The sequence below is a fragment of the Paraburkholderia agricolaris genome, from assembly GCF_009455635.1.
In the GTDB taxonomy this organism is placed as follows: domain Bacteria; phylum Pseudomonadota; class Gammaproteobacteria; order Burkholderiales; family Burkholderiaceae; genus Paraburkholderia; species Paraburkholderia agricolaris.
Window position 1 is genome coordinate 1,325,288 of sequence record NZ_QPER01000001.1, and the last position, 19,289, is coordinate 1,344,576.

Genomic DNA, 19,289 nt, shown 5'->3' on the forward strand with positions numbered 1-19,289 from the left:
TTCCTTGATGTTTAGCGGGCCCGTGGGCCGGCTGACCGGTTAGGCTCAGGCCGTCACCGGTCAGCATGCGCCAGATGACGGGCGCTCTCAAGCTGTCTGGTTGAGGCTCGCGAAATCGGCGCCGCGTTCGACCAGGTCGACCAGCAACGGCGACGCGCGCCAGAAGAGCGGGTCTTCTCTCGCGAACTCGCGAATGTCGGCGAGAACCGTGGCGAGACCAACCGTATCGGCGTATTTCATCGGGCCGCCACGATAGCGCGGAAAACCGTAGCCATAGAGGAAGGTTACGTCGACGTCGAGCGGGCGCAGCGCGATGCCTTCGTGCACGACGTTTGCCCCTTCGTTGATCATGACGGCCATGTAACGGCGGATGATTTCTTCGTCGGTGAACGTACGCGGCGTGACGCCGGCGCGCTCACGCTCGGCTTCGATGATGGCTTCGACCTCGGGGTCGGGCGTGCCGGTGCGCGAACCTTCGGGGTACAGATAGAAACCACGGCCGGTCTTCTGGCCGAACCAGCCGCGTTCGCAAAGACGGTCGGCGATCTGCACGTAGCGTGCGTCGGGGTTGCGGGTGGCGGCGCGCCGCTTGCGCGTGGCCCAGCCAATGTCGCCGCCCGCCAGATCGACTACCTGGAACGGGCCCATCGGGAAGCCGAACGCACGCACGGCCGCATCGATCTGATAGGGCGACGCACCGTCTTCCATCATCGCGTCCGCCGCGCTGCGATACACCGCCAGCACGCGATTGCCGATAAAGCCGTCGCACACGCCGGCCCGCACCGGTGTCTTGCGCAGCTTCTTCGCGAGTTCGAAGGCCGTGGCCACCACGTCTGCGCTGACCTGCTTCGGCACGACCACTTCCAGCAGCTTCATGATGTTGGCGGGCGAGAAGAAGTGCAGGCCGATCACGTCCGCGGGGCGCGAAATGCTGGAGGCAATCGCGTCGATGTCGAGATACGACGTGTTGGTGGCGAGCACCGAGCCGGCTTTGCAGACACGGTCGAGTTCAGCGAATACGGCTTGTTTCACCGACAGGTCCTCGAATACGGCTTCGATCACCAGATCGGCGTCGGCGAGCGCGTCGTACGAGGTGCTGCCCTGCCAGCGCGTCATCACGTCCGCTTTCTTCTCAGCAGTCATGCGGCCTTTGGCGATCAGGCCGTCGTAGACCTTTTCGATGTGCGCGCGGCCGCGTGCGAGCGACGCGTCGTCGCGTTCGATCATCGTTACGGGCAAGCCGGCATCGAGCACGGCGACGGCGATACCCGCGCCCATGGTGCCGCCGCCCACTACGCCGATCCGGTTCAGTGCGCGTGGCTTTGCGTCGCGTGTTTCCGGCGCCTTGAGCACCTCGCGTTCGGCAAAGAACGCGTGAATCAGGCCGGCGCGCTGCGGGCTATCGAGGCATTCCAGGAACAGTTTGCGCTCGAGCCGCAGGCCGTCTTCGAATGTTTGTTCGACAGCCGCTTGCACGGCATCGACGATCTTGAGCGGAGAGAACAGGCCACGCGATTTCTTCGCCGTTTCCGCGCGCGCCGCGGTGACGGCGGCGAGGCTCGCGGCGCGGTCGCTTAGTGCGGCGGCGTCGCGCGTGCGGCGTACCGGCGCGTGAGCGGCCAGTAGTTCGTGCACATAGGCGAGGCCTTCTGCGAGGATGTCGTCGCTGCTGCCGAGCCGGTCGATGAGGCCGAGCGCGAGCGCTTCCTTCGCGCCGGCATGGCGGCCGCTCAGGATCAGGTCAAGGGCCGCCTGCGCGCCGACCAGGCGCGGCGTGCGCTGTGTGCCACCCGCGCCCGGCAGCAGGCCGAGCTGTACCTCGGGCAAACCGAGCTTCGCGCCATCCACGGCAAGCCGGTAGTGTGCCGCGAGGGCCACTTCCAGCCCGCCACCGAGCGCGGCGCCGTGGATCGCGGCCACCACCGGCTTCGAACACGCTTCGATTTGATTGCACACGTCCGGCAGCGAAGGCGGCACCGGCGGCTTGCCGAACTCGCGAATATCCGCACCCGCGATGAAATTGCGCCCGGCGCCGACGATCAGCACCGCCTCGACGGCCTTGTCGGTCTCCGCGGCTTCGATGGCGGCGAGCAGGCCGCGCCGCACGTCGGCGGACAGCGCGTTGACCGGCGGATGGTCGATGGTGACCAGCAGGACTTTGCCGCGCAGTTCGCGCGTGACAACGTCGGCGGAAGGGGTGGGGGTCATCGTGTCGTCTCCTGACTGTTTGCTAGCGAATCAAATCGGATCAAATCGAGCCAGAGCGGGGCATACCGGGTCTGGCGAATTCTCCGATTCTCGGTTGGTCAAGGTTTATTGACAATTACATAGACCGTTGACAGACTGTCAAAATTATTTTGACAAAGGCAGCATCATGGACGTCAATTCGCTGACCCTGCTGGTTGATATCCTCGATGCAGGCAACCTGAGCGAAGCTGCCCGCCGGCTGAAAATGAGCCGGGCGAACGTGAGTTATCACCTGAACCAGTTAGAGCGCTCGATCGGCCTGCAACTCGTGAGGCGCACCACACGCCGGGTCGAGGCGACTGAAATCGGCCTGCAGTTATACGAGCATGGCCGCACGATCCAGAACGCGCTGCTGGCTGCGCGCGAGTCGGTTACCACGCTCGGGCAGAGCTTGCAGGGGCGGGTGCGATTGAGTGTGCCGAGCGGCTATGGGCAACTGGTGATGTCGGATTGGCTGATCGCGTTCAAGCGTCTCTATCCCGGCATCGTGCTCGACGTGATGTTTGAGAATCGCGTTGAGGATCTGATGCGCGACGAGGTCGACATTGCGGTTCGGGTGATGTCCGAACCGCCGCAGAATCTCGTCGCGCGCGACATGGGGCCGGTGCGCTACGTTGCGTGTGCTTCGCCGGATTTTGCCGGAAGCCGTGGCATGCCGGCGCGGCTTGACGATTTGCGCACGGCGCCGGTGATTACGTCGGCGGTGGTTGGCAGACAGTTGCGGGTGGCCGCGTATTTGCGTGAAGAGCGCCATGAAGTGCTGCTCGAACCGGCGATTATTTCGGAAAACTTTCTGTTCTTGCGTCAGGCGGTGCTGGCGGGCCTGGGTGTCGGACTGGTGCCGGACTACGTGGTGCAGGACGACCTGCGTCGCGGCGCTGTGGTGACGGCGCTGGATGAATGGCGTTTAAGCATCTTCGGTACGAACATGTACATGCTCTATATGCCGAATCGTCATCACACGCGGGCCGCGGCGAGTTTTATCGAGTTCATTCTGGAGCAGGCGCACGGCAGCGGGAGATGCGGCGCCGGCTGAGCCGGAGCGGAGCGATTTTCTTCCTGGTTACACCGCTGCCTTGCTCGCGGTATGCTTGACGAAACGGCGCGATAGCCGTGCAGGTGGCAGCACACGAATCTCGGGGGAGACACAGATGAAATGGTCAATCGCATGTTTCGCGTTGCTTGCAATCGCCATTGTCATTGTGTTGGTCTCGCGTTTGCCGGGCGAGGACGCCATCCGTCTCGCTGGCTATGCGGGCACGGCGGGTTTCGCCGCGCTGGTCGGCTTCCTGATTCGCTGGCGCGCAAATCGCGGTCAACGCAACAAACGCGCGGGGTGAGTGCGGCAATCCCGAGTCCAATTTTTTACTGAATGAGAACGATGCATTGTCACATTCGGTTGATATACAGGAGTTGCAATCCGCGTAGGAGATTGATTTGGACGCTCGAAAATCGGTGTTACATGTCGTCGAACCTGCCACGAAGCATCCATTTGAGAGTTGCTTCCTTGACCTCGGCGGCCATTCCGCCGAGCGAGCCTTGACGGTGCTCACTGCAGCGGTTCATGCTGCCCAGCGTGAAATGAATGCTTTTGACTGGATTACAGACGCGCTCCCTGGCGCCACGCTCAAACCGGCCCTGGCGTTTGGAACAGTAGGCGAACTCTACCGCTCGTACACCCGACCTGCCGAACTGGGGCGCCTGAAAGGCGTACTACGTTCCTGACGAGGATATGTCACGGACGTGATCGAATAGCGCGAGTAGAAACGACGACATTATTCGAGCGCGACGCGACACACGACAATTCGATCAGTGAGGCACACCAGGAAACGGTAGCGCAACGCTCCCTAGGTTTCCCTGGCAGACCCGTCCGCGATGCACGTAGTGCGGAGTGGGAGCTGATGAGCGCCTTGTCACTAACGGGGAGTGTGCGGGAACACAGATTCCAGATGCACCACTACCGTGGCTGCGCGGGGGACCCGCTTATGAGCTGGCGGTGTAAAGCCGCTTTCTTTTGCCTACTTTTCTTTGCGGCAGGCAAAGAAAAGTAGGTGCCGCCCCGCACAGGGGCAACGCTAATAGACCACTACCAAAGCAAGAAAAGGCCAAAACCCCACCAGCCTGTCTCGACGCAATTGCCGGGCAAACCCGCACCCAGCGGGCCCACTTCGCCCCCATGCTACGATGCTCCGAACACCATACAGAACGCCGGAGACATAGATGCGCCCCGAGAGTGCCGCCCGTTTCGACGAACAGTTCGCCCCTCGCATTGCCGAGGCAATCGCTGCCTGTTTCGCCACCACCGTGCACACCGAAGTACTGCCTTACGGCGGCCACGGCCACCCCACAAGCGTACGGATTCACGCAGCGCCGCTCGAAGGACTCGGCCACTACCCGCATCCGCTCAACCTGTTCCTGACCTGGGATAGCGACGAGATCGAACGGCTGATGGGGCCCGAAGGACCGGCACGCTTCGCCGGCTATCTGGCTGCGTTGCCACGCAAGCTCGAAGCGTGGCGCCACGTGCGCGAACTGGATTTTCTGTCGCACACCCAGGGCGAGCCGACCATATTGATCGGCGGCCTCGATTTCGGCTCTTAAGAGGCCGTGCCGATCCGGAAGAAACTCACGCTTTGCACCAGACCCGATGCCTTGCTCTGCACCGCATCGGCTGCCGCGGCTGCCTGCTCGACCAACGCCGCGTTGCTCTGCGTCACCTGATCCATTTGTGTGACCGCATCGTTCACCTCCGCAATGCCCGCAGCCTGATCGACGCTGGCCGTCGCGATCGCCTCGACGATGCGTGTCACGCTGCCCGCGCTTTGCACCACGCCGTCCATCGTATTGCTTGCGTGGTTGATCAACTGCGTGCCGGCGTCGATGGTGGCAACCGACTCGCGAATCAGCGCCTTGATTTCGCGCGCGGCATCGGCCGAGCGTTGGGCGAGACTGCGCACTTCGCTTGCGACCACTGCGAAGCCGCGCCCTTGAGTGCCGGCACGCGCCGCTTCAACGGCCGCGTTGAGCGCCAGAATATTGGTCTGCGCGGCAATCGCTTCGACCACCGCGATGATGTCGACGATACGCTTCGACGCCGCGTCGATCTGGCCCATGGTGCGCACCGCGTCGGTCATCACGGCGCCACCGTCGCGCGCCGCTTGCGCCGCGGTTTGCGCGAGGGTAGTGGCCTCGCGTGCGTTGCTGGCGTTGCGCTGAACCGAGTCGGTGAAATGCTGCATCGACGCGGCGGTTTCTTCGAGCGACGCGGCCTGTTGTTCGGTACGTGCCGACAGATCGAGGTTGCCCGCGGCAATCTCCTGCGTCGCCGACGAAATCGTATGCGCGCCTTCGCGAATCTCGCTGACGATGTGCCGCAAGCGATGATTCATTTCGTTGAGCGCGACCAGCAGCTGGCCGGTTTCGTCGCGGCTCACCACGACAACATCGGCGCGCAGATCGCCTGCCGCGACCGCTTGCGCGACCCCCACCGCCTGTCTGACCGGCAGCGTGATGCTGCGGCTCAGGAACCAGATCGCGAACGTGCCCACCCCGAGCGAGCCGGTCACGACCGACAGAAGCAGCACGCAGGCGAGCGCATACGCATGTTCCGCGGCCTCGTTCGTGCGCACGTTGGAGTCTTGCGCCTGCTGCATCACCGAGGCGACGATGTCGTCGATAGCGGCGGTCGGCGCGCGGTCGATGCCTTTGACGAGCCCGTCTACAACGTGTGCCGTATTCGGATCGGCCGTGTCATAGCGTTTGAGCGCGTCGAGGTAGCTGTCCTGCAGCGCGGCGTGGGTGGCGAGCGCCTTGTCGACGCCATCGGCGTTGGCATCCAACGCACCTAGCTGATCCTTCAATCGAAGCAAAGCGGCGTGTGTCGTGCTGCTTTCCTTGCTGAAGGCGTCACGGTAACGGGCGAACGCGGCCGGATCGGCGCCGCGCAGCAACAGGTCCTTCCATTCCTGCACCTGCTTCTTGAACTCGACCTGCGCGACGCGCGCCGTGTCGGCAGCTTGTGCATACTGGCTGAGCGTTTGCGCGGACTGAATTTGCAGCGCATGCGTATTCGTCAAGGCGTGCCAGCCTTCCAGACCCACCACCGTCGTTGCCATTAGCAGCACCGCGCCCAGCAGCGCCAGCTTGACGGCGATTTTCAGATTTCTATAGAACGTCACTGCGATTTCCTTGGATACACCTTAGTCCAGCTTGAATTGCGCGACGGCGCCGGCAAGACTCACGGCCTGGCTTTGCAACGCGGTGGCGGCCGCTGTCGATTCCTCGACCAGTGCGGCATTCTGCTGAACCATTTCGTCGAGCTGGCTGACCGCGCGGTTGACTTCCTGAATCCCGCGCGTTTGTTCGTTGGCCGCCTGGGTGATTTCGGAAATGATGGTTGTCACGTTGGCCACGTTGCTGACGATCTCCGTCATCGTCGCGCCGGCCTGACGGACCTGGCCTGAGCCGGAGCTCACACTCGCCACCGTCGATTCGATCAGCGCCTTGATCTCCTTGGCGGCCTGCGCGCTGCGTTGCGCGAGGCTGCGCACTTCGCCGGCCACCACCGCGAAGCCGCGACCCTGTTCGCCGGCGCGCGCCGCTTCCACCGCCGCGTTCAACGCGAGGATGTTGGTCTGGAACGCGATGCCGTCGATGACGCCGATGATGTCGGAGATTTTCACCGACGCTTGTTCGATCTCGCCCATCGTCGTAATCACGTCGGAGATCACCACGCCGCCGCGCGAAGCGACCTGCGACGCGCACACGGCGGTGTCGTCGGCCTGCTTCGCGGCGCTCGCCGATTGCGTGACCGTCGAGGTGATTTCTTCCATCGACGCAGCGGTCTGCTGCAGGCTGGCCGCAGCGGATTCGGTGCGGCCCGACAGGTCGACGTTGCCCGCGGCGATTTCATTTGCGGCAACGCGCACCGATTCGCTGGCATCGCGAATCTGGCGCATCACGTGGCTGAGTTTGTCGATGAAGGTATTGAACGCGCGTGCGATCTGCGTGACCTCGTCATTGCCGGTGGCGGGCAGACGTTGAGTCAGATCGCCTTCGCCCGAGCCGATTGCGTCCATTGCATCGCGTACTTTCGAAAGCCGCTGGAACGACACGGCGGTGACCGCGGCCACGATCGCGGCGGCAATGACGGCAATCACGATCAGCGCGATGATCGAAGCCGTCAGCAGCGATCGCATGCCTGCCGTCGCTTCCGCTTTGTCGAGTGCGACGACCGCATACCAGTCGGTGCCGGGAATGGCCTGAGCGCGCAGCAGCTTCGTGCTGCCGCTCACGTCGACTTCGATGGGGTGATCGGCGCTGAAGAGTGCGGTTAGTTTGTCGCCTGTGAGCGCGGGCGCCAGGTCCGTGACCGGTTTCAGGGTCAGCTTCGCGTCCGGGTGCGCAACGATATGGCCGCTCGTGTCGATCAGCATGCCGAAGCTCGCGGGTGTCGGGTGAATCGCCTTGACGTTGGCAATCACGCTGTCCATCGCGACGTCGCCGGACACGACACCTTTCACCACGCCGTCGCGCACCGCCGGCACGGCGAACGCGACCACCAGCTTGCCGGTACCCACGTCGACATACGGTGGCGTCACCACCGGTTTGCCGGCTGCCGCGGCCTGCTTGTACCACGGGCGGCCGGTCGGATCGTAGTCGGGCGGAATGCCGGTCGGGTCGGAGAACTTGGCGGTCTTGTCCGCGTAGCCGACGTACACATTGGAGAACTTTCCCGCAGCGGCGATCTGCTTTAACGCGGCGGACGGATCAGGTTGCAACACGGCGTCCTGCAACGAGTTGATCATCTGGCTATTGGAGGCGATCCAGTCCTCGATACCGTCTGCATGTCCGCTTTCGACAGCATTCAAACTGCTTTCGATTGCCTCGGCGTTATACGAGTTGGCGACGACATAGTTGAGAACGGTGTTGGCCGCGAGCGCGACCACAACGATGGCGACGCACAGGGCGACGATGCGCGCGCGAATGGAGGAGAACATGTCGGGAGTTTTCGGAGTAAGCAGTGAGCCGTAGTCGGTGAGGCGGTGGCCTCAGATGCTGTATACGGCCTGGGCAGCGGGGACTTGAGCGGGCAAAACTTTCGATTTATGACGGCCGCCGGTAACACCGCGTGCGGCGGCGCGCCGCGATGCTCCACATTTTTTCGCGCCAGTGGCGGTTTTCAATGGTTACCGAAACACTACCCTTGGTAACGGGCTGGAAGCGTTATATTCGTCTGAATATATCGGGTATGTGTGATGACACGAATACTCAAAAAAAACGGCCGCTGCTTTTTATCGCAGCGACCGCTTCGTTCATGGGCTGAATTGAAAATTGAAGCTGAGTTGAACCCTAGCTCCCCAGCGCCGGATCGCTCATGCTGCTTCTGCCGGTTTCCACGTGTCCGGCGAAGCGCCGCGTGAACGACGGGTCGGTATCGACAGTGATCGTCAGGTCGTACCAGCCGTAGGCGTTGCGCAGATCGAGGTACAACTGTTCGGTATCGCCGCCGCGTACAGAATGCTTGACCACGTTGCCGGTGTCATAGGCGTTGACGATGGTGAACTGGCAGCGCGCGCTGCCCACATTCTCCAGCCGCAATTGCAGGTTGCCGTTCGCGACGTCGTAGCCTTCAGCCACTTCCGGCCGCGCGATATCGGAACCGTTCCACCAGCTTCTCGCGACCGGCTTGCCCGCGAAGCGGCGCAGAAAACCGTTCGGACCGTAGACCGTGTAGTCGTAAGTGCCGTCGGGATTCACCGGCAAGTGATCTTGAAGCCGCTTGCCCGCTTCGACAGTGTACGTAAGCGGTGCGGCGAGTCCATTCGCGGCATAGACGAGAAACACGGCGCCCGCGTGGCCCGAGTTGACGAAACGCATCGTCAACTGGTTCGCCGAACCTTCGCCATGCACGCGCACGAACAGTTCGTACGGCAACGCGCGAGCCGGGCGCACGCCGGGTTCCTGCTTCGGTACGGCCTGCACGAGCGGCGGCAACGGCACGTAGTCCGGATGCCGGTTCTGATCGGGCGGCACATAACCGCTCGTGCTCGGCAGCGTCGGGAACGCATCGTTCGGGGTGCTGAAGTTGAACGCCGACATCAGGTCGCCGCACACCGCACGGCGCCACGGCGTGATGTTCGATTCACCGAGATTGTGATGCTGGCCGAAGCGCTTTTCGATAAAACGGATCACCGAGGTGTGATCGAACAGTTCAGAACACACGTAGCCGCCTTTCGACCACGGCGAGACCACCAGCATCGGCACGCGCGGCCCGAGCCCGTACGGACCGGCAGGCGTGCTGCCGCTGCCCGCATAGTTTTCATTGCTGGTGTCGACGGTCGACAAACCGTTTGCACTCGATGCCGGCGCGAACGGCGGCGCCATGTGATCGAAGAAGCCGTCGTTCTCGTCGTAGTTGATCAGCAGCACCGTCTTGCTCCACACCTCGGGATTCGACGTGAGAATCTGCAAGACCTGATCGATGTACCACGCACCGTAGTTCGACGGCCAGTTCGGGTGCTCGGAATACGCTTCCGGCGCGACAATCCACGAGACTTGCGGCAGGGCGTTGTTCTGCACATCGCGTTTGAGGATGTCGAAGTAGCCGTCGCCGTTCGCCGCGTTCGTGCCCGTGCGGGCGTTGTCGTACAGCGGGTTGCCCGGCTGCGCGTTGCGGTACTGATTGAAGTAGAGCAGCGAGTTGTCGCCGTAATTGCCAATGTACGGGTTTTGGGTCCAGCCCCATGAGCCGTTTGCGTTGAGCCCCGTCCCGATGTCCTGATAGATCTTCCACGTGATGCCGGCGTTCTGCAGGACTTCCGGATAGGTGGACCAGCCGTAGCCGGCCTCTGCATTGTTGATCACCGGGCCGCCGCCGCTGCCGTCGTTGCCGACCCAGCCGCTCCACATGTAGTAGCGGTTCGGGTCGGTAGGGCCCATCAGCGAGCAGTGGTACGCGTCGCAGATCGTGAAGGCGTCGGCGAGCTGGTAGTGAAACGGAATGTCGTCGCGCGTGAGGTAGGCCATCGTCGTGGTGCCCTTGGAGGGCACCCATTGATCGTAGCGCCCGCCGTTCCATGCGGCGTGCGTGCTGGTCCAGTCGTGTGCGAGGTCTTGCAGGAATTGCAGTCCAAGGTTCGGCGCGGTGGGGCGGAACGGCAACACATAGCCGAGGTCCGCGGCGAGCGGCTGATACCACACCGGCTTGCCGTTGGGCAGGTTGATTGCGCGCGTGTCGCCGAAACCGCGTACGCCTTTGAGCGTGCCGAAGTAGTGGTCGAACGAGCGGTTTTCCTGCATCAGCACGACGATATGCTCGACGTCGCGGATGCTGCCGGTCTTGTTGTTGGCGGGAATCGCAAGGGCGTTGCGAATGCCCAGCGGCAGCATGCTCAGCGCGGTCGCAGAACCGGCGGCGTGCGCGGCGGAGCGCAGAAAATCACGGCGATTTTTTGAGGTCATGGTTTTGGCTTTCGATCTTCGGTGAAGGAACGATGCACGCAACACGCGAGCTTCGCCCGCGCAAAGCGTGGCGCGCGAAACTCAATCTACGGTGTGAATGACAGGTGTGACGAGCGGCGTCGACGCGGCGGCGGACAATGCCGGGTCGGCGCTTGATGCGGGTAGTGCAGGGGTTTGAATCGTTACTGCGGTGCTCGCGGGTGCGACGGAGGAAGGATTTGCCGACAGAACCGCGGAGCTGTTGCTGTCTCCGGTGGAACTATCGGTAGAGCTAACCGACTGGGTGTCCGCGGTTTTGTCGTCGTCGTTGCCGCAGGCGCCGAGCAACATGCAGAACGACACGGCGGCCAGTGCGCCTGCCAAACGTTTGCGACAGAAGGCAAAGGAGGGCTTCGACACAATAGACATGGCAATGTCTCCGGCACGGGGAGGATGCACCGGGGCATCCACGTGCCCAGGTCAGCGATGCGCAAGCATAGTCGCTGACCTGTGTAACTTTTGTGAAGATGTGGAAATTTGGGTATTTGTTGAGAATTGGGCGGCCGTCAATCCTGAATTGCGACAATCGCCTCGATCTCGACCGTGATATTGCCGGGCAGCGAGCCGACCCCGACCGCCGAGCGTGAATGCCGACCGGCATCGCCGAATACATCGACGAACAGATCCGAGCAACCGTTGATTACGCGCGGATGCTCGGTGAAATCCGGCGCGGCGTTGACCATGCCCAGCAGCTTGACCACGCGCTTCACGCGCCGCAAATCGCCCAGTTCGTTATGCAGCACGGCGAGCAGATTCAGGCCGACCATTTGCGCGTGGCGGTACGCTTCGTCCGCGCTGACGGTCGTGCCGACCTTGCCGGTCATCAGTGAGCCGGTTTCGTCGAGCGGACCCTGGCCGGACAGAAACAGCAGATTCCCCTCGCGTGTGCAGTGCGTGAAATTGCCGATCGGCGTCGGCACTTGCGGGAGCTTGAGGCCGCGCGTGTGCAGCCGGTCGTAGCAGTTCATCGATGGGGACGTGATGGTGAGCGGTCTGTTAAGGAGTTAGCGTTGCACGCTGCAGTGGGCTTTCGGGCTTTTTGCGTTGTGTTGCGTCGCGTTGTATCGCGGACGTTGAGGTCTTACGGATGCATTACGCCGCCGGTTCCTGCTCGCGATGCCGCCAGCCGAGACGCGCTTCGATGCGGGCGGCCACTGCCTGCACGGCTTGCGCGAAACGCTCGGTGCCGAGCGCGGCTTTTGCCTCGGGCATCACGATGGAAATCGTGAAGACGCACGCGCCGGTGTTATCGAGCACGGGCGCCGCGAGACATGCCACGGACGCATCCGATTCGCCGATCTGAATCGACAGTCGTGCCTCCAACGCTTCGCGCGCAATCTGCGCGAGCACTTGCGGCCGGGTTTCCGCGCGGCCGGTCGGCGAGCTTTGCGCGTGCTGTGCGAAGAAGGTGACCCGTTCGGCATCCGGCAGATGCCCGACCAGCAAACGGCCGGACGCGGTCCAGTTGAGCGGCACGCGGCTGCCTACTCGCGAAGTCACCCGAAAATGCCCGGGACCTTCGGCCATTTGCTGCACGACCATCATGCCGTCTTCGAGTCCGCACACCTGCACGGTCTCTTCGACTTCCGCCGAGAGCCGCTGCATTTCTTCGTGAGCGACCGCAAGGTAGTCGAGCGAGCTCGCGTACGTCAAACCATAACCATACAGACGCGAGCCGAGCCAGATCGTGCCGTCCATGCGCCGGGCCAACAGGTTCTTCTCGACCAGATCGTTGATGATCGAATACACGGTGGAGAGTGGCGCGCCGACCATGCGCGCGACTTCATACGCGGTGGCCGGCCGGTTCGCTTGCTGGAGCGCGTCGAGAATCTGCACGGCGCGATCGATCGCGCTGGTGCGGGTGCGCGGCACCGCGCTTTCTTCCCGGCTTCCAGCCTGGGTTGCGGTGTCGGCGGGTACTGCTTCAGACGCGGAAGGTCGGGACGTGCGAGCCATCGTGCTCCTCTGACGCGAGATGTTTTTGTCCAGTTGACGCAGGTCGATTGTATGCTAGACTGATCCGCAATTACAACATATATTCCATAATTAAGAAATACCGGGTTGGAGGCGCTTCATGGACATTCGCTCTCGCTTTGGCTTACGCCCTGTCATCAATGCTTCGGGCACGATGACGAGTCTTGGCGCGTCCAGTGTCAGTGCACCGGTGATCGACGCGGTGGCACAAGTGCTGCCGCAATTCGTCGAGATCGACGATCTGCAGCGTCGCGCCTCGGCGGCGATTGCCGCTGCATGCGGTAGCGAAGCCGGCTATATCACCGCGTCGTGCTCGGCGGCGATCACGCTTTCCATCGCCGCGATCATGACGGGCGACGACCCCGGCCTGATCGAACGGCTACCCGACACGAGCGCCATGCCGCGCAATGAAGTTGTGATTCAAACCGGCCACCTCGTCAATTATGGCGCACCGGTGGACCAGGCGATCCGTCTGTCCGGCGCGCGGGTCGTGCCGGTGGGGGCGTCGACCGAGGCGCACGGCTATCAACTGAATACCGCCATCACTGAACGCACCGCCGCGGCGCTTTATGTGGTTTCGCATCATACGGTGCAATTCGGCATGATCCCGCTCGAAGAATTCATTGCCGTCGCGCATGCGAAGGGCGTGCCCGTGATCGTCGACGCGGCTTCCGAATACGACCTCAAGCGTTTCATTGCAGCAGGCGCTGATTTCGCGCTCTACTCGGCGCACAAATTTCTCGGTGGACTGACCGCGGGTATTGTCGCGGGCAAGAAAGCGCTGGTACGTGCCGCCTATTTCCAGAATGGCGGTATTGGCCGCGGCATGAAGGTCGGCAAGGAGGGTATCGTGGGCGCAATCGCCGCGCTCGAACAATGGCAGCGGCGCGACCCTGTCGCGGTTCGCGCCCGCGAACGCGGCTACCTCACGCTGTGGCGTGAAACCTTAAATCGCTGCGACGGTGTATGGGCGGAAATCGATGCCGACCCGACCGGCAATCCGCTCGACCGCCTGAAACTGCATATCGATCCCGCGCAAGCTCGCATTACCGCGTGGGATCTCGCCGATGCGCTCGCGCGGCCGCCCGAAGGCCAGGTGCCGGTGATCGTGCGCGATCACGAAGCCGAACTGCATTTCTTTTTCCTCGATCCGTGCAATCTGCATCCGGGCGAGGAGCAGATCGTACTGGCGCGGCTTACCGCCGAACTCGAGCGCGCGCGGCAGTCGCCTGAACCGGTCGTCACACCGTTCTATCTGCGCGACGCACGCCGCATTGCCGCGCGCCGGAACTGGCCTGACTGATTTTCCCCGGCCCATATCGATTCATCGATGACCGTTGTTTGACCGTAGCACCGGATCGCGACCCGGTGTCGCTTTGACTTGCCTGCTAAGTACTACTTATATAGCTGGAACATCGTTGTGTAACCGGCATTTGTCTCTCTTTCGACTTGAGGAAACCATGAAGCACAAACAGATTCTTCGCACAGCCATTGCCTTCGCTGCCGCCGGACTTGCTGCACAGGCAGCCCACGCGCAAAGCAGCGTAACGCTGTACGGCATCGTCGATGCTGGCTTTACCTTCACCAATAACCAGAAGGGCGAGAAGGCGTATCAGGCGACCCAGGGCAATGTGCAGGGCTCGCGCTGGGGCCTGCTCGGCACCGAAGATCTGGGCGGCGGCAACAAGGTCATGTTCAAGCTCGAGAACGGCTTTAGCCTGGAGAGTGGCGCATCCGGTCAGGGCGGCCGCATGTTCGGCCGTAGCGCATGGGTGGCGCTCTCCAACAACACGGCGGGTACGATCACGCTCGGCCGTCAGTACAACAGCGTGCAGGACTATCTGTCGAACATGCAGATCAATGGCATTGGCGCGATGAGTCAGTACGGCAACGCGATCTACGACAACGACGATATCAACAATACGTACCGCACCGATAACGCGATCAAGTACACCACGCCGACCTATGCAGGGTTTACCGCGAACGCAATGTACGCGTTCTCGAATACGGCGGGCCAGTTCGCCAACAATCGTGCATGGAGCGTCGGCGCCGACTACGTGAATGGTCCGCTGCATCTCGACGCGGCCTACTCGCTGGTCAATCAGCCGGCTAGCAATACCGCGGGCGCGGCGCCGTCGGACAACTACTACGGCACCGGCTCGTCGATCATTAGCGGCGTACAGCGCAACCAGGTGTGGGGCGCGGGCGGCTCGTACGTGTTCGGCCCGGCAACCGTCCTGCTGCTATACACGAACTCGCAATTCCAGTTGCTCAACGGCGGCAGCCTGCATTTCGCCAACTATGAAGCCGCGGTGAAGTATCAGCTCACACCGGCCGCGCTGCTCGCGCTGGGTTATATCTACACGACGCAGAACGCCAGCGGCACCACGGCCACCAATGCGCACTACAACCAGTTGAGCCTGGGCGGCGAGTACTTCCTATCGAAGACCACCGACCTCTACCTGAACGGCATCTACCAACGTGGCTCCGGTTCGCACGCATGGGTCGAAGGCATTTCGAATCCGTCGAGCAACAACGGCCAGTTCGTGACCGTCGCCGGCATCCGCCACAAGTTCTAAGTCCGCCGCCCGCGCCGCTGCTCATACAACATTCCGCTTAACGGAAGCCGCGGCGCGGATCTATCTCTTCAGGAGCACCTATGGCGACCGTTCAAGGAAGTCTGTTACTCGTCTATGCATTGATTGCCATCATCGCGCTGGTCGTGCTGATCGCGCGCTTCAAGATGAATCCGTTCATCACGTTGATGATGGTGTCGGTAGCGTTGGCGCTTGCCGTCGGCATGCCGGCGACGTCGATTCTCAAGTCGTTCGAAACCGGTGTGGGTGGCACGCTCGGCCACATTGCCATCGTGGTCGGGCTCGGTACGATGCTCGGCAAGATGATGGCCGAGTCGGGCGGCGCGGAGCGTATCGCGCGTACGCTGATCGACCTGTTCGGGCCGAAGAATGTGCATTGGGCGATGATGTGCATCGCGTTCCTCGTCGGTCTGCCGGTGTTTTTCGAAGTCGGTTTCGTGCTGCTGATTCCGATCGCGTTCAACGTGGCGCAGCGAACCGGCACGTCGATGATACGCGTCGGTATTCCGATGGTGGCGGGTTTGTCCGTCGTGCACGGTCTGATTCCGCCGCACCCGGCTGCGCTGCTCGCGGTCACGGCGTACAACGCGGATATCGGTCATACGATTTTCTACGCATTGATCGTCGGCATTCCGACCGCTGCCGTTGCGGGTCCGCTGTTCTCCAGACTGATCGCGCGTTTTGTCGTGCTGGACGGCGTCAATCCGATGGCGCAGCAGTTCATCGAACAGGATGCGAAGCGCTCGCAGCAGGAACTGCCGGGTTTCGGCATCACGCTGCTGACGGTACTGTTGCCGGTGTTGTTGATGCTGGTCGGCAGCTGGGCCGATCTGATCGTGCCGGCCAAATCGTCGTTGAACAATGCACTGCGTCTGATCGGCCATCCGGATATGGCGCTGTTGCTGGCCGTGCTGTTGAGCTTCTACACGTTCGGCAAGTCGCGCGGCTTTAACCGTGAGCAGATTCTCAAGTTCACCAACGAGTGTCTTGCGCCGACCGCGAGTATCACGCTGGTGGTGGGAGCGGGCGCGGGTTTCGGACGCATCCTGATCGACAGTGGCGCATCGAAGGCGATCGTCGATGTCGCGACAGGCGCGCACGTGCCGCTGCTGATTCTCGCGTGGCTGGTGGCGGCGTTGATTCGCGTGGCGACCGGTTCGGCAACTGTCGCAATGGCGACAGCGGCCGGCATCATCGCACCGATTGCCGCAGCGGCGGCGGGTACGGTGGGCGGTGTGCGGCCCGAGTTGCTGGTGCTGGCCACGGGTGCAGGTTCGCTGATCCTGTCGCACGTGAACGACGGCGGTTTCTGGCTCGTGAAGGAGTACTTCGGCATGACAGTGCCGCAAACCTTCAAGACGTGGACCGTCTGCGAAACGATTATTTCGGTGACGGCGTTGGTGTTGACGTTGGGCCTTTCGACCGTGATTTGAACGGGGAGTCTTGTCGCGGCGCGTCTTGAGGACGCGCCGCGATTCTGTTCAGCGCTGCCGCGAGATAAAGGCCGCAATCGCATCATTCAGCGCGTCCGGCGCGTCGCGATGCGGCGAGTGTCCGCAGGCATCGAGCTTCATCAGTTGCGCATGCGGCACGCGCTCGCCAATCGTATCGATCTGGGCCATCGTGCCGTAGTTGTCGTCGTGGCCTTGTACCGCGAGCAGAGGCTGCTTGATCGAATCCAGTTCATCGACAATGCGCCATTCCCTGAACGCCGGATTCAACCAGATATCGTTCCAGCCATAGAACGCGGAATCGACATCGGCATGATAGCGGCTGAGCTTGCCGCGCAGATCCGTGGTTTCGTAAAGCTGTCTGGTTTGCGCGATGCTCTCCACCGAAATGTCTTCGACGAATACATGCGGGGCGATGGCAACCGCGCCGGCCAATTCATCCGGGTGCAGCGCCGCATAGAGCAGCGTGATCGAGCCGCCGTCGCTATGACCGATCAACCACATGCGTTTGCGTTCCTGCGCGCCGATATCGAGCGCATCGAATAATGCGGGCAGGATATCGCGCGCCTGCGCGGTCATGAAATCGACCGGCCATTTGATCTCCTGCACGCGCGGTGTGGACAAGCCATAACCGGGCCGGGAATAGACGAGGCCACGCATGCCGAGCCGCTCGCACAAGGCTTGCGGCCAGTCGCGCCACATCGCAATCGATCCAAGTCCTTCATGCAGGAATACGGCGATGGGTGCATGGGCTGCGGCCTGATTCACCCAACGGTACTCGATGCGCAACGACCCATGCGATGGCGTGGCGGCCAGTTCCGCAAAGTTGCTGGCCGAGGTCGCGGTTAAGGGGTTCTGCATGGATCACCTTATGACTGTTCGCGCAATTTGAAGCGTTGAATCTTGCCGGTAGCGGTTTTCGGCAAATCGTCGACGAACAGGATATCGCGCGGGTACTTATGCGGCGCGAGCCGTTCCTTGACGAAAGCCTTCAATTCATCCGCGAGTATCTCAGACGGCACGAATTCACGCTTCAACACCACGAACGCGCGAGTCTTGACGAGGCCACCGTGATCGACGCCAACCACGGCCGCTTCCAGCACGGCGTTGTGCTGCATCAGAACCATTTCCACTTCGACGGGCGAGACATACTGGCCGCTCACTTTCAGCATGTCGTCGCTACGGCCCGCATATACGTAGCAGCCGTTCGCAAGCCGGCGGTATTTGTCGCCGCTTCGAATCCACTCGCCGAGGAACGTGGCACGCGATTTCTCGCGATTGCTCCAGTACATGAGTGCGGCGCTCGGTCCTTTGATATACAGGTCACCGACTTCGCCGTCGGGCACGGCAAGACCGGCTTCGTCACGCAGTTCAACTTCATAGCCGGGCACAGGGCGGCCCGTGGTGCCGTATTCGACAGCCCCCGCGCGATTCGACAGGAAGATATGCAGCATCTCGGTCGAGCCGATGCCGTCAAGAATCTCGCAGCCGAAGTGGGCGGTAAAACGCTCACCGATTTCGCGCGGCAAGGCTTCGCCCGCGGACGTGCATACGCGCATCGCGACGTCGGCACGTGCGGGCAGGTTGGGCGAGACGAGCATGCTGGCGTAGAGCGTCGGCACGCCGTAGAAAACGCTCGGGCGATACCGCACGAGGCGTGTGAAAATCGCATCCGCGGTGGGGCGCTCGGCCATCAGCACGGCCGTGGCGCCGACCGAGAGCGGGAATGTGAGGCCGTTGCCCAGACCGTACGCGAAGAACAATTTGGCCGCGGAGAAAACCACGTCGCTTTCAACGATGCCGAGAACCGGTTTTGCGTACAACTCAGCGGTCCAGTACAGATTCGCATGCGTGTGGACCGTGCCTTTCGGCTTACCGGTCGAGCCTGACGAGTACAGCCAGAACGCGATATCGTCGCAACCGGTCGTGCATCCTTTGCTAGCCGGAGCAGCCACGTCGATCAGATCTTTGAGGCATGGTGTGGCTAAGGATTCGCTCTCGGGCTGTGAGACGATCAACTGGCAACCGTCGTGTTCGGCCGTATCGAGCGCCTGAATGACAGTCGGCAGCAACGCGCCCGACGCGATCACGGCGCGCGCGTGACTGTGCGTCAGCATATACACGTAGTCGGCAGCGGTGAGCAGCGTGTTCGCAACGACCGGGACCACGCCCGCATAGAGCGCGCCGAGAAACGCGATCGGCAGTTCGACGGTATCGAGCATCACCAGCAGCACGCGCTCTTCCGGATGCACGCCGAGCGTGCGCAATGCGCTCGCGAAACGCCGGGCCCGGTCCTCGAGTTCGCCGTAGGTGATGATGCCGGTGTCGTCGATATAAGCGGTCTTGCCGGCGCGCGATTGATTCAATCGAAACAGGTAGGCCGCGAAATTGAATACCGCGGGCGGCGGTTCGGCCGTCACGGCGGGCTGACGCGCAGCCGGTTCCAGCAGGGCTTCCATATGTCTCCTCCAACGGGTGGGGGCGGTCCGGCGGTTATGTGCTCATGATCCACGCGATG

General features: G+C 62.2%; 16 protein-coding genes. 7 read left to right on the forward strand and 9 right to left on the reverse strand.

The window, feature by feature from the left end; translation table 11 throughout:
- Positions 1 to 87: 87 nt before the first annotated feature.
- Positions 88 to 2,208 carry a 3-hydroxyacyl-CoA dehydrogenase NAD-binding domain-containing protein gene (locus GH665_RS06005; protein WP_153135075.1) on the reverse strand — a complete coding sequence of 707 codons (2,121 nt, stop codon included), beginning with the start codon at positions 2,206 to 2,208 and terminating at the stop codon, positions 88 to 90.
- Between the two features lie 166 nt (positions 2,209 to 2,374).
- On the opposite strand from GH665_RS06005, the gene GH665_RS06010 reads away from it, so the two are divergent.
- From GH665_RS06010 to GH665_RS06025, 4 genes are all read left to right on the forward strand, one after another.
- Positions 2,375 to 3,283: a LysR family transcriptional regulator gene (locus GH665_RS06010; protein WP_153135076.1), complete on the forward strand. Its 909-nt coding sequence runs from the start codon at positions 2,375 to 2,377 to the stop codon at positions 3,281 to 3,283.
- Positions 3,284 to 3,398: 115 nt separating this feature from the next.
- Entirely contained in the window at positions 3,399 to 3,587 is a 189-nt protein-coding gene (locus tag GH665_RS06015; protein ID WP_153135077.1) for a hypothetical protein, read from the forward strand.
- A 97-nt stretch (positions 3,588 to 3,684) separates the two neighbouring features.
- The gene (locus GH665_RS06020; RefSeq protein WP_221306501.1) at positions 3,685 to 3,972 is read left to right on the forward strand and encodes a hypothetical protein; all 288 of its coding nucleotides are present in this window, start codon (positions 3,685 to 3,687) and stop codon (positions 3,970 to 3,972) included.
- A 495-nt stretch (positions 3,973 to 4,467) separates the two neighbouring features.
- Positions 4,468 to 4,848, forward strand: coding sequence for a DUF5594 family protein (locus GH665_RS06025; protein ID WP_153135078.1), 381 nt, complete (start codon positions 4,468 to 4,470; stop codon positions 4,846 to 4,848).
- Here GH665_RS06025 and GH665_RS06030 read toward each other — a convergent pair.
- The 6 genes from GH665_RS06030 to GH665_RS06055 all read right to left on the reverse strand — a co-directional run bounded on the left by GH665_RS06030 (position 4,845) and on the right by GH665_RS06055 (position 12,705).
- Positions 4,845 to 6,425 carry a methyl-accepting chemotaxis protein gene (locus tag GH665_RS06030; RefSeq protein ID WP_153135079.1) on the reverse strand — a complete coding sequence of 527 codons (1,581 nt, stop codon included), beginning with the start codon at positions 6,423 to 6,425 and terminating at the stop codon, positions 4,845 to 4,847. The two genes, GH665_RS06025 and GH665_RS06030, sit on opposite strands and share 4 nt — an antisense overlap.
- Before the next feature lie 21 nt (positions 6,426 to 6,446).
- Entirely contained in the window at positions 6,447 to 8,246 is a 1,800-nt protein-coding gene (locus tag GH665_RS06035; protein WP_153135080.1) for a methyl-accepting chemotaxis protein, read from the reverse strand.
- A gap of 352 nt (positions 8,247 to 8,598) precedes the next feature.
- The gene (locus tag GH665_RS06040; RefSeq protein ID WP_153135081.1) at positions 8,599 to 10,710 is read right to left on the reverse strand and encodes a phosphocholine-specific phospholipase C; all 2,112 of its coding nucleotides are present in this window, start codon (positions 10,708 to 10,710) and stop codon (positions 8,599 to 8,601) included.
- 81 nt (positions 10,711 to 10,791) lie between these two features.
- Complete coding sequence (locus GH665_RS06045) at positions 10,792 to 11,118, reverse strand: hypothetical protein (RefSeq protein WP_153135082.1); 327 nt, start codon at positions 11,116 to 11,118, stop codon at positions 10,792 to 10,794.
- Positions 11,119 to 11,255: 137 nt separating this feature from the next.
- Complete coding sequence (locus GH665_RS06050; RefSeq protein ID WP_028200405.1) at positions 11,256 to 11,717, reverse strand: RidA family protein; 462 nt, start codon at positions 11,715 to 11,717, stop codon at positions 11,256 to 11,258.
- A gap of 124 nt (positions 11,718 to 11,841) precedes the next feature.
- On the reverse strand, positions 11,842 to 12,705 hold the full coding sequence (locus GH665_RS06055; RefSeq protein WP_153135083.1) for an IclR family transcriptional regulator: 864 nt from the start codon (positions 12,703 to 12,705) through the stop codon (positions 11,842 to 11,844).
- 118 nt (positions 12,706 to 12,823) lie between these two features.
- Between GH665_RS06055 and GH665_RS06060 the strand changes: the two genes are divergently transcribed.
- From GH665_RS06060 to GH665_RS06070, 3 genes are all read left to right on the forward strand, one after another.
- The gene (locus tag GH665_RS06060) at positions 12,824 to 14,026 is read left to right on the forward strand and encodes an aminotransferase class V-fold PLP-dependent enzyme (RefSeq protein ID WP_153135084.1); all 1,203 of its coding nucleotides are present in this window, start codon (positions 12,824 to 12,826) and stop codon (positions 14,024 to 14,026) included.
- A gap of 157 nt (positions 14,027 to 14,183) precedes the next feature.
- Entirely contained in the window at positions 14,184 to 15,302 is a 1,119-nt protein-coding gene (locus tag GH665_RS06065) for a porin (RefSeq protein ID WP_153135085.1), read from the forward strand.
- Positions 15,303 to 15,382: 80 nt separating this feature from the next.
- Complete coding sequence (locus tag GH665_RS06070; RefSeq protein ID WP_028200401.1) at positions 15,383 to 16,753, forward strand: GntT/GntP/DsdX family permease; 1,371 nt, start codon at positions 15,383 to 15,385, stop codon at positions 16,751 to 16,753.
- 48 nt (positions 16,754 to 16,801) lie between these two features.
- On the opposite strand, the gene GH665_RS06075 is transcribed toward GH665_RS06070, so the two are convergent.
- A complete protein-coding gene (locus GH665_RS06075; protein WP_153135086.1) occupies positions 16,802 to 17,632 on the reverse strand; it encodes an alpha/beta fold hydrolase in 831 nt (276 codons plus the stop codon).
- 8 nt (positions 17,633 to 17,640) lie between these two features.
- The gene (locus GH665_RS06080; protein ID WP_153135087.1) at positions 17,641 to 19,230 is read right to left on the reverse strand and encodes a benzoate-CoA ligase family protein; all 1,590 of its coding nucleotides are present in this window, start codon (positions 19,228 to 19,230) and stop codon (positions 17,641 to 17,643) included.
- Between the last annotated feature and the right edge of the window lie 59 nt (positions 19,231 to 19,289).

Excerpts from the sequence above, each read along its gene's own strand:
- GH665_RS06070 (WP_028200401.1), top strand. The coding sequence starts at position 15,383 with ATGGCGACCGTTCAAGGAAGTCTGTTACTCGTCTATGCATTGATTGCC.
- GH665_RS06005 (WP_153135075.1), bottom strand. The coding sequence starts at position 2,208 with ATGACCCCCACCCCTTCCGCCGACGTTGTCACGCGCGAACTGCGCGGC.
- GH665_RS06040 (WP_153135081.1), bottom strand. The coding sequence starts at position 10,710 with ATGACCTCAAAAAATCGCCGTGATTTTCTGCGCTCCGCCGCGCACGCC.
- GH665_RS06050 (WP_028200405.1), bottom strand. The coding sequence starts at position 11,717 with ATGAACTGCTACGACCGGCTGCACACGCGCGGCCTCAAGCTCCCGCAA.
- GH665_RS06075 (WP_153135086.1), bottom strand. The coding sequence starts at position 17,632 with ATGCAGAACCCCTTAACCGCGACCTCGGCCAGCAACTTTGCGGAACTG.
- GH665_RS06010 (WP_153135076.1), top strand. The coding sequence starts at position 2,375 with ATGGACGTCAATTCGCTGACCCTGCTGGTTGATATCCTCGATGCAGGC.
- GH665_RS06015 (WP_153135077.1), top strand. The coding sequence starts at position 3,399 with ATGAAATGGTCAATCGCATGTTTCGCGTTGCTTGCAATCGCCATTGTC.
- GH665_RS06035 (WP_153135080.1), bottom strand. The coding sequence starts at position 8,246 with ATGTTCTCCTCCATTCGCGCGCGCATCGTCGCCCTGTGCGTCGCCATC.
- GH665_RS06060 (WP_153135084.1), top strand. The coding sequence starts at position 12,824 with ATGGACATTCGCTCTCGCTTTGGCTTACGCCCTGTCATCAATGCTTCG.
- GH665_RS06045 (WP_153135082.1), bottom strand. The coding sequence starts at position 11,118 with ATGTCTATTGTGTCGAAGCCCTCCTTTGCCTTCTGTCGCAAACGTTTG.
- GH665_RS06080 (WP_153135087.1), bottom strand. The coding sequence starts at position 19,230 with ATGGAAGCCCTGCTGGAACCGGCTGCGCGTCAGCCCGCCGTGACGGCC.
- GH665_RS06025 (WP_153135078.1), top strand. The coding sequence starts at position 4,468 with ATGCGCCCCGAGAGTGCCGCCCGTTTCGACGAACAGTTCGCCCCTCGC.
- GH665_RS06055 (WP_153135083.1), bottom strand. The coding sequence starts at position 12,705 with ATGGCTCGCACGTCCCGACCTTCCGCGTCTGAAGCAGTACCCGCCGAC.
- GH665_RS06065 (WP_153135085.1), top strand. The coding sequence starts at position 14,184 with ATGAAGCACAAACAGATTCTTCGCACAGCCATTGCCTTCGCTGCCGCC.